General features: G+C 70.0%; 9 protein-coding genes. 8 read left to right on the forward strand and 1 reads right to left on the reverse strand.

Annotated elements, in window-relative coordinates:
- The first annotated feature begins 142 nt into the window (after positions 1 to 142).
- The 4 genes from DW309_RS17235 to DW309_RS17250 all read left to right on the forward strand — a co-directional run bounded on the left by DW309_RS17235 (position 143) and on the right by DW309_RS17250 (position 4,185).
- Entirely contained in the window at positions 143 to 505 is a 363-nt protein-coding gene (locus DW309_RS17235; protein ID WP_136046066.1) for a YraN family protein, read from the forward strand.
- A complete protein-coding gene (locus DW309_RS17240) occupies positions 502 to 2,031 on the forward strand; it encodes a YifB family Mg chelatase-like AAA ATPase (RefSeq protein WP_136046067.1) in 1,530 nt (509 codons plus the stop codon). The genes DW309_RS17235 and DW309_RS17240 overlap by 4 nt, the downstream gene beginning before the upstream one ends.
- A complete protein-coding gene (dprA, locus tag DW309_RS17245; RefSeq protein ID WP_136037399.1) occupies positions 2,028 to 3,206 on the forward strand; it encodes a DNA-processing protein DprA in 1,179 nt (392 codons plus the stop codon). Before DW309_RS17240 ends, dprA begins: the two co-directional genes overlap by 4 nt.
- Before the next feature lie 76 nt (positions 3,207 to 3,282).
- Positions 3,283 to 4,185 (forward strand): tyrosine recombinase, encoded by a 903-nt coding sequence (locus DW309_RS17250; protein ID WP_136031809.1) that lies wholly within the window; start codon positions 3,283 to 3,285, stop codon positions 4,183 to 4,185.
- 95 nt (positions 4,186 to 4,280) lie between these two features.
- Here the strand turns inward: DW309_RS17250 and DW309_RS17255 are convergent, their stop codons facing one another.
- The gene (locus DW309_RS17255) at positions 4,281 to 4,928 is read right to left on the reverse strand and encodes a murein hydrolase activator EnvC family protein (RefSeq protein ID WP_240753274.1); all 648 of its coding nucleotides are present in this window, start codon (positions 4,926 to 4,928) and stop codon (positions 4,281 to 4,283) included.
- A 304-nt stretch (positions 4,929 to 5,232) separates the two neighbouring features.
- Between DW309_RS17255 and rpsB the strand changes: the two genes are divergently transcribed.
- The 4 genes from rpsB (at position 5,233) to frr (ending at position 8,473) form a co-directional block, all read left to right on the forward strand.
- The gene (rpsB, locus tag DW309_RS17260; protein ID WP_136031920.1) at positions 5,233 to 6,174 is read left to right on the forward strand and encodes a 30S ribosomal protein S2; all 942 of its coding nucleotides are present in this window, start codon (positions 5,233 to 5,235) and stop codon (positions 6,172 to 6,174) included.
- Positions 6,175 to 6,217: 43 nt separating this feature from the next.
- On the forward strand, positions 6,218 to 7,045 hold the full coding sequence (gene tsf, locus DW309_RS17265; protein WP_136031810.1) for a translation elongation factor Ts: 828 nt from the start codon (positions 6,218 to 6,220) through the stop codon (positions 7,043 to 7,045).
- Between the two features lie 90 nt (positions 7,046 to 7,135).
- Positions 7,136 to 7,852 (forward strand): UMP kinase, encoded by a 717-nt coding sequence (gene pyrH / locus DW309_RS17270; RefSeq protein WP_136031812.1) that lies wholly within the window; start codon positions 7,136 to 7,138, stop codon positions 7,850 to 7,852.
- A 66-nt stretch (positions 7,853 to 7,918) separates the two neighbouring features.
- A complete protein-coding gene (gene frr, locus DW309_RS17275; RefSeq protein ID WP_136031814.1) occupies positions 7,919 to 8,473 on the forward strand; it encodes a ribosome recycling factor in 555 nt (184 codons plus the stop codon).
- Positions 8,474 to 8,619: the final 146 nt, after the last annotated feature.

Here is an 8,619-nt window from a genome sequence, read left to right on the forward strand (position 1 = left end):
CGCCGTCGGAGAGGTCCAGACGCGCCGGTCGGCTGCGACTCCCGTTCTGCACCGACCGCAGGAACGAGGGTCTTCTCCGCGGCGTCCCTCGCAAAGCCCGACAGCCCCACGGCGCAGGGCGGGAGTGCGGGATCCTCTCCGCATGGCAGCGAAAGACGAGCTCGGACGAGCGGGCGAACGACGTGCGGCGGAGTACCTCCGATACCGCGGGTACACCATCCTCGACCGGAACTGGCGGTGTGCGCAGGGCGAGATCGACATCGTCGCCCAGCGGGACGGATGGCTCGCGATCGTCGAGGTGAAGACACGGCGGAGCGCCGCATTCGGGCATCCGCTCGAGGCGATCGATGCACGGAAACGCCGTCGTCTCTGGCAGCTCGCGTACGCCTGGCGGGCCGCGCACGCGGATGCGGTGGCGGGCCTGGCGCTGCGCCTCGAGGCGATCGGGATCACCGGTCCGGACGCCGCGCAGGGCGTCGTCGACCATCTCGAGGACATCGCGTGACCACCGCGCGCACCTGGTCCGTCGCCCTCAACGGTGCTGTCGGACACCTCGTCGAGGTGGAGGCCGATCTGTCCAATCAGACGCCCGAGTTCCGCATCATCGGGCTTCCGGACAAGTCGCTCGGCGAGGCCGTACAGCGAGTCCACAACGCCTGTCAGAACTCCGGGCTGGATCTCCCACGGCGCCGTCTCACCGTCAACCTGTCGCCGGCCAGTCTCCCGAAGCACGGCTCGGCCTTCGACCTCGCCATCGCGATCGCCAGCCTCGCCACGGGCGGCACTCTGAACCAGCGAGCGGTCCGACGGACGGTACATCTCGGCGAACTCGGGCTCGACGGGAGGATCCGCCCGGTGCCCGGCGTCCTGCCGGCGGTCTTCGCCGCCGTGCGTGCGGGGTTCACCCAGGTCGTGGTGCCGCGCGGCAACGAGCCGGAGGCGCGGTTGGTTCCCGGTGTGGAAGTGCGGTCCGCGGCGTCGCTGGCCGAGGTCGCCGTCTGGCATGGCGCCGCCGTGGACGTGGACGACGTCGAGCCGGTCCTGCTTCCGGCCCCCGTCTCCCGGCGCGAGGACGAGCACGACCTCGCAGACGTCATCGGACAGGACGAGGCGGTCGAGGCCCTCATCGCAGCCGCCGCGGGCGGCCATCACCTGCTCCTCAGCGGTCCTCCTGGCGCGGGGAAGTCCATGCTCGCCGCACGTATGCCGGGGATCCTGCCGCTGCTCGATGAGCGAGAGGCGCTGGAGGTCGCATCGATCCGGTCGCTGAGCGGCGAGTCCGTCACCTCTCTGGACCGTCGACCTCCGCTGGAGGCGCCCCACCATACGGCCTCCACCGTGGCGTTGATCGGCGGAGGATCGCGCTCTGCGAGGCCGGGAGCCGTGGCTCGTGCGCATCGCGGGGTGCTGTTCCTCGACGAGGCGGCCGAGTTCTCCCGCGTCGCGCTCGACGCGCTTCGCCAGCCGTTGGAATCGGGGGTGGTGGACGTGCACCGATCCGGCTTCACCGCGCGTTTCCCTGCCCGCTTCCAACTCCTGCTCGCCACGAACCCGTGTCCCTGCGGCAACTTCGGTGTGCGGAACGCGGAATGCACCTGTCCGCCGAGCGCCGTCCGACGGTATGCCGCTCGGATATCCGGCCCTTTGCGTGACCGAGTCGACATCGATCTCGGGCTCACCCGTGTTGCCGCGTCGAAAGCCATCTCCGACGCGCGTGCTCGGGTGACGACGGCGTTCGCGCGTGAGCGCGTGCAGGCAGCACAGGAGCGCGCGGCGCATCGCTGGCGTGGGACACCCTGGCAGAAGAACGCCGAGGTGCCAGGTCCCGTCCTCCGACGGGCCCCGTTCCATGTGGAGAAGACCGAGCGGATGATCCTCGATCGTGCCCTCGAGCGCGGTGCGCTCACGCTCCGCGGTTACGACCGTGTGCTCAGGGTCGCGTGGACGATGGCGGACCTCGCCGGCCGGGGGCGGCCCGGCGAAGAGGAGATCGGTCGCGCCTTGCACCTGCGTCGAGGGGTGGCGGCATGATCGACGCTCTGCTCGCCGACGAGAGCACGTGTGCGGTCGCCCGTCGGATTCGAGGAGGCCAATCCGAAGGACTTGCGGACGTCGTCGCCCGCGCGGCTTGGAGCGTCATCGCCGAACCCGGAGATGCCGTCGCCGGAGTCTTGACGCAGGAGTTCGGGGCGGTGGGTGGGCTCCGCTACGCCTTCGACGCGAGTGCGCGCACGAAACCCGAAGTGCGCCGTGCCGGAGCTGTACGCGCGCTCGCTGAGGCACGGAGGCGCTGGGCACCGCGCGCGTCACCAGCAGCGGTGTGTCGTGCGTTCCGCGCGGCGGAATCGGTCGGGGCTCACCTCGTCGTGCCCGGTGACGCCTGCTGGCCGGTCCGTCTGTCCGATCTCGGCACACAGGCACCCGCGGCTCTCTGGGTGCGCGGGCGCTGCGAGCTCCTGGTTGCGCAGCCCCTGGTCGCCGTCGTCGGCGCGCGGGCTGCGACCGGGTACGGCGACCGCGTGGCGTCGGAGCTGGCGGGAGACCTGGCGACGACCGGCGCGGTGATCGTGTCGGGTGGTGCGTATGGCATCGACGGAGCGGCACACCGCGCTGCTCTCGGGGTGGGAGGGGAGACGGTCGCGGTGCTCGCCGGCGGCGTGGACCGTCTTTACCCCGCCGGTCATCACGACCTGTTGACGCGCATCGCGGAGCGCGGTGCCGTGGTGAGCGAGCCCCCGTGCGGGGCCGCTCCCACCAAGTGGCGGTTCCTCGCTCGAAACAGACTCATCGCGGCGCTGGGGCATGCGACGGTCGTCGTCGAGGCGGGGTGGCGAAGCGGCTCCCTGAACACCGCGGGCCATGCCGCGACTCTCGGACGGCCCCTCGGCGCGGTGCCGGGACCCGTGACGTCCGCATCATCGGCCGGGTGCCATCGGCTCCTGCGGGAGTACGACGCGACCTGCGTGACGTCGGCCGCGGAGGTCAGAGAGCTCATGGGGGAGTCGGTGGGGGCGCCTCCTGGCGTCTCCTCCCTCGGCCCCGATCGGAGTCGTGTCGAGGCAGCGATGAGCACGGCGGTCTCCCTGACGATCGCCGACATCGCGGAACGAGCGGGGGTCGAGGCAGGGCGGGCGCGCGCGATCCTCGGGCTTCTCGATCTGGAGGGCACCGTGCGCCGAGACGAGCGGGGGTGGCGCCGCCGCTGAGTTGCCCGAGTACCGCCGAACGTCGCGGTGCGGCGGGGCGCAACGAACTCGCCGACGATCCGGGCAAGCTGGAGACGTGGATTACGCAGTCGCGGTGGAGGCGTTCACCGACCACCTGGAGAAGGTGCGCCGGCTCTCGCCCGCGACCGTGCGCGCCTACCGTGCAGACCTGCGAGACCTCGGGTCCACGGTGGGCATCGGGCCGGTGGCGAGCGTGGACCTGGAAGATCTTCGGGAATGGCTCTGGCACGCGACCCAGCGTGGCGACGCCCGCTCCACCCTGGCACGTCGCGCGGCCGCCGCACGATCCTTCTTCGCCTGGGCGCGCGAACGCGAGCTGATCGCGACCGACCCGAGCATCCGCCTCGTGGCCCCCAAACGAGCGAAGACACTGCCGACCGTGGCGTCGAAGGATGCGATGACCCAGTTGCTCGACGCGCACCGCGCGGCCGCGAGCGACGGAGACCCGGTGGCGCTGCGAGATCACGCGATCCTGGAGCTCCTGTATGGGGCAGGCATCCGCGTCTCCGAGTTGTGCGGCCTCGACGTCGACGATGTCGACCTCGAGCGCGGGACCGTCCGTGTCCTCGGCAAGGGCGCGAAGGAGCGGGTCGTGCCCTTCGGGGCTCCGGCCGTCGTGGCCACAGGTGCGTACCTCACCCGTGCCAGGCCCACGCTGCTCGCCCGCGCCATGTCCCCCGGAACGGCAGTCTTCCTCGGAGCGCGAGGGGGACGCATGGGACCGCGAGCCGTGTACGCCCTGGTGGCCCGAGCGCTGGCGCCGGTCGTGGGGGCGGAGACGATCGGCCCGCATGCGCTGCGACACAGCGCGGCGACCCACCTCCTCGACGGAGGCGCGGATCTGCGTGCCGTGCAGGAGATCCTCGGCCACGCCAGCCTGGGCACGACCCAGATCTACACGCATGTCTCCGCGGAGCGCCTCACGGCGACCTATCGTCTCGCTCATCCCCGCGCCTGACGGCGCCCGAGCCGCTCACGTCCCGCACCCCTGTTGCAGCACCCCGGGGGTGCGACGGGCACGCGAGGAGGCTGCCGGTCGTCGGACTCGCCGGATCACTCGCGACAGCAGGGGAGGAGCACCGCGCGTCGCACCTCTCCGAACAGCGTCAGTGGATCGACGTACAGGCCTTGCAGCCGCACGCCGAGATGGACGGTGCCATCGGCCGCGTGTCCGCCCCGCGCGACCGTGCCGACGTGCTGTCCACGTGTCACACGTTCGCCCGGCGAGAGCGAAGAGTCCACCGGCTCGAACGTCGTGACCAGACCGCCGGCGTGAGTGATGGTCAGAAGAGGCCGATCGACGACGACACCCCGGAAGGCCACGACACCGTCCGCCGGAGCCATCACCGCGGCGCCGACGGGCGCAGCGATGTCCACACCGCGATGACCCGGGCCGTACGGCTGCGTCGGAGCACGGAAGCGGACCACGACGGAGCGCGCGCCCTCCACGGGCCAGTGCCAGTCGCCGGCGGGTTCGCGCGTGCGGTCGCGCGGCCTCCCGGTGCTCGAACCCTCCATCCGTACGCGCGACACCCCGAGGGAGAGACCGGTCGGCGCGCGATCAACCGCCGCGACGTTCGTCAGCTCCGGGCCCGAGCCCGCGACGGGAGCGGTCGTGGCCGCCGCGCCGCTCAGGGTGCCCGAGAGCACGGCTGCGACCAGCGCGAGAGCGAGGACGACCGATCGGTGTTCTGAGGTCATGCGGCGAGTCTGAGGGAGGCGGCGGACGCATGGCGGGCGGGCGAGTCGCTGGTTCGGCGGCCGGGAACAAGTCGCGCGAGCTCCAGGCTGTGCAGTGCGAGCGCCGCACCGTGATCCTGTATGCTGGACGAGCACCTCGATCTCGGGGTGACTACGCGTGCCCACAGCGATTCTCTCGTGGCATCCACTCCCGCAGGTCCTGCTTCCCGCAGGTGGGCGTGAGCCGGGCACCAGGGCGTCCGATCATCCGGTCGGCGTGAACAACCTCAACGGCGCCTTCGAGCGCCAGAACCAGGAGACGACCATGGCTGTGGTCACCATCCGCCAGCTGCTCGACAGCGGCGTGCACTTCGGACACCAGACCCGTCGGTGGAACCCGAAGGTGAAGCGCTTCATTCTCACGGAGCGCAGCGGCATCCACATCATCGACCTCCAGCAGTCGCTCGGCTACATCGACAAGGCGTACGACTTCGTCAAGGAGACCGTCGCGCACGGCGGCACCATCCTCTTCGTCGGCACCAAGAAGCAGGCGCAGGAGATCCTCGCGGAGCAGGCCACGCGCGTCGGCCAGCCGTTCGTGAACCAGCGCTGGCTGGGTGGACTCCTCACCAACTTCTCCACGATCGCGAAGCGTCTCGCCCGCATGAAGGAGCTCGAGGAGCTCGACTACGAGAACCCGGCCGCTTCGGGCTTCACCAAGAAGGAGCTGCTGCTCAAGAAGCGCGAGCTCGACAAGCTGCACAAGTCGCTCGGCGGCATCCGCAACCTCACCAAGACGCCGTCGGCCCTGTGGGTCGTCGACGCCAAGCGCGAGCACCTCGCGATCGACGAGGCCAAGAAGCTCGGCATCCCGGTGATCGGCATCCTCGACACCAACGCGGACCCGGACGACTTCCAGTACCCGATCCCCGGCAACGACGACGCGATCCGCTCCGTCTCGCTGCTGACCCGCATCATCGCTGACGCCGCGGCCGAGGGCCTGCAGCAGAAGCACAACCCCGAGTCGGGTGACGCCGAGCCGCTCGCCGAGTGGGAGAAGGAGCTGCTCGAGGCTCCGGTCGAGGAGTCGGCCGACGCCGCTGAGGTGGTCACCGCCGCCGATGAGGCCGCTGTCGTCGAGACGCCCGCTGCCGACGAGACCGCCGCCGACAAGGCCGGTGCCGAGGCGCACGACGAGGCGATCGCCGCCGCTTCCGGTGAGGAGACCGCTGAGGTCGCCGCCGCCGAGGCCGCAGACAACAAGTAATCCCTCGTTCACACCCACATCACGAAGCAAGGAGCCACCACACATGGCCAACTTCACCATCGCGGACCTCAAGGCGCTGCGCGAGCAGCTCGGCACCGGAATGGTCGACACCAAGAAGGCGCTCGAGGAGGCCGACGGCGACGTCGAGAAGGCCACCGAGATCCTGCGTCTCAAGGGTGCGAAGGGCAACGCCAAGCGCGCTGACCGTTCCACGAGCGAGGGCCTCGTCGTCGCTCGCGAGCAGGACGGCGCCGTGACCCTGATCGAGCTCGCCTGCGAGACCGACTTCGTCGCGAAGAACGACCGATTCATCGCGCTGGCCGACAAGGTCGCCGACGCCGCGGCCGCGGTCAAGGCGGACTCGGTCGAGGCCGCGCTGGCCGCCCAGGCCGGCGACAAGAGCGTCGAGCAGGTCATCTCGGAGGAGGCGGCGATCATCGGCGAGAAGGTCGAGCTGCGTCGCGTGCGCACGATCTCCGGCGACAAGGTCGAGGTCTACCTGCACCGCACCAGCAAGGACCTGCCGCCGCAGATCGGCGTCGTCGTCGCCTACTCGGGTGACGACGCCGAGACCGCGCGCAGCATCGCTCAGCACATCTCGTTCGCGAACCCGTCGTACCTGTCCCGCGAGGACGTGCCGGCGGACGCGGTCGAGAAGGAGCGTGAGATCGTCACCGAGATCTCCCGCAACGAGGGCAAGCCCGAGGCCGCCCTGCCGAAGATCGTCGAGGGCCGTGTCGCCGCGTTCATCAAGCAGGTCGCCCTGCTCGAGCAGGACTACGCGAAGGACAACAAGCTCTCCGTCGCCCAGGTGGCGAAGGACGCCGGTATCACCGTGACGGACTTCGCGCGCTTCAAGGTCGGCGCGTAACACCGTCGAAGGGGTTCGGATCGCATGATCCGAACCCCTTCTTCATGCCCACGAGGCACTATCTTGAATTGGGACGAGAGGACACCACCCATGACTGAACGCACCGGACGCCGCCGCGTCCTGCTCAAGCTCTCCGGAGAGGCCTTCGGAGCGGGGCAGTTGGGGGTGAACCCGGACGTCGTCAGCCAGATGGCGCGGGAGATCGCGGCGGCGGTGGATCGGGTCGAGGTCGCCGTGGTCGTCGGCGGTGGCAACTTCTTCCGCGGCGCCGAACTGAGTCAGCGCGGCATGGACCGCGGCCGCGCGGACTACATGGGCATGCTCGGCACCGTGATGAACGCTCTCGCGCTGCAGGACTTCCTCGAGCAGGCGGGGGCGGCGACCCGCGTCCAGTCGGCGATCGCGATGACGCAGGTCGCCGAGCCGTACATCCCGCGGCGGGCGGAGCGACACATGGAGAAGGGGCGCGTCGTGATCTTCGGCGCGGGTGCCGGACTGCCGTACTTCTCGACCGACACCGTCGCGGCGCAGCGCGCCCTGGAGATCGGTGCGCAGGAGGTGCTCGTCGCCAAGAACGGCGTCGATGCCATCTACACCGCCGACCCGAACAAGCACGCCGACGCCGAGCGCATCGAACGCGTGACGTACCGCGACGCGCTGCAGCAGGGCCTCAAGGTCGTCGACTCCACCGCCTTCAGCCTGTGCATGGACAACAACATGGACATGCGCGTCTTCGGGATGGAGCCGGCCGGGAACGTCACCCGCGCGCTTCTGGGCGAGACGATCGGCACGCTCGTCACCGCCTGACGGCCTGCGCGGTTCGAGCACGCCCGACCGATAGAATTTCTGAACACCCCGACGATAGGAGTCACCGTGATCGCGGATGTCCTCGCTGAAACCACTACCCGCATGTCTCGCGCCGTCGAGGCTGCCAAGGAGGACTTCTCCACGGTGCGCACGGGCCGCGCCAACCCCCAGCTCTTCCAGAAGGTGCTCGTGGACTACTACGGCACCCCGACGCCGCTCGCGCAGCTGGCCTCCCTGGCGAACCAAGAGGCGCGCACGCTCATCATCACCCCGTACGACAAGTCGGCGCTGAAGGCGATCGAGCAGGCCATCCGCGAGATGCCGAACCTCGGTGCGAACCCCACCAACGACGGCAACCTCGTGCGCGTCACGATGCCGGAGCTCACGGCTGAGCGTCGCAAGGAATACGTCAAGCTCGTGAAGTCCAAGGCCGAGGACGCGAAGGTGCACGTGCGTGGCATCCGTCGCAAGGCGAAGGACGAGCTCGATGCGCTGAAGAGCGAGCTCGGTGAAGACGAGATCGCCCGCGGCGAGAAGGAGCTGGACGCGCTGACGCGTCAGCACGTCGATCTGATCGACGACGCGCTCAAGCGCAAAGAGGCCGAACTCCTCGAGGTGTAAGCCCGCATGACCGACGAAACGCGAGACGCCGAGGAGGGCAAGCCGCTCACGCGCCGCGATGCGCGTGACGATGGCGTGTCCGAGGCCGGCGCCCCGCTCGCCGATGCAGCGTTCCCGGGGTTCGACGTCGCCGCGGTGCCGCCCCG

The organism is Microbacterium sp. K41 (genome assembly GCF_004794395.1).
In the GTDB taxonomy this organism is placed as follows: Bacteria; Actinomycetota; Actinomycetes; order Actinomycetales; family Microbacteriaceae; genus Microbacterium; species Microbacterium sufflavum.